This window comes from Citrobacter sp. VF227 (assembly GCF_052950715.1).
Window position 1 is genome coordinate 1 of the sequence record NZ_JBRFVF010000220.1, and the last position, 542, is coordinate 542.

1 protein-coding gene is annotated in these 542 nt (G+C 66.4%); it reads right to left on the bottom strand.

Annotated features, from left to right (window positions below; all coding sequences use genetic code 11):
• The coding region (locus ACU8YC_RS25995; protein WP_446896112.1) for an NAD-binding protein at positions 1 to 542 on the bottom strand (542 nt) is incomplete at both ends.

A 542-nucleotide genomic window follows, 5' to 3' on the forward strand; every position in this document is an offset into this window, starting at 1 on the left:
GTGGTGCCTGGCGGCAGGGCAATCTGCTCGATGGCGCGACCCACCACCTTGCTCGAGCGCGGGTCGCCGTGGGCGATCACCTCGATCGCTTCGGCCGCGCCGCGGCGCAGCGAGTGTGCACTGACGATATCGCCGCGGCGCACGTGGGTCAGCAGGGTGCCGATGGTGGCCAGCTGCGGGCTGATGGCGATGTCGATTTCGCCGCCCTGCACCAGGTCGACGTAGGCCGGGTTGTTGATGATGCACATCACCTTGCGCGCACCGAGCCGCTTGGCCAGCAGCGAGGACATGATGTTGGCCTCGTCGTCGTTGGTCAGGGCGAGGAACACGTCCGCCTCGTTGATGTTCTCTTCCACCAGCAGGTCGCGGTCCGAAGCGCTGCCCTGCAGGATGATGGTGCTGCCCAGGGTATCGGAGAGGTAGCGGCAGCGTGCCGGGTTCATCTCGATGATCTTGACCTGGTAGCGGCTCTCGATGGCCTCGGCCAGCCGCTCGCCGATGTGCCCGCCACCGGCGATGACGATGCGCTTGTAGTTCTCGTC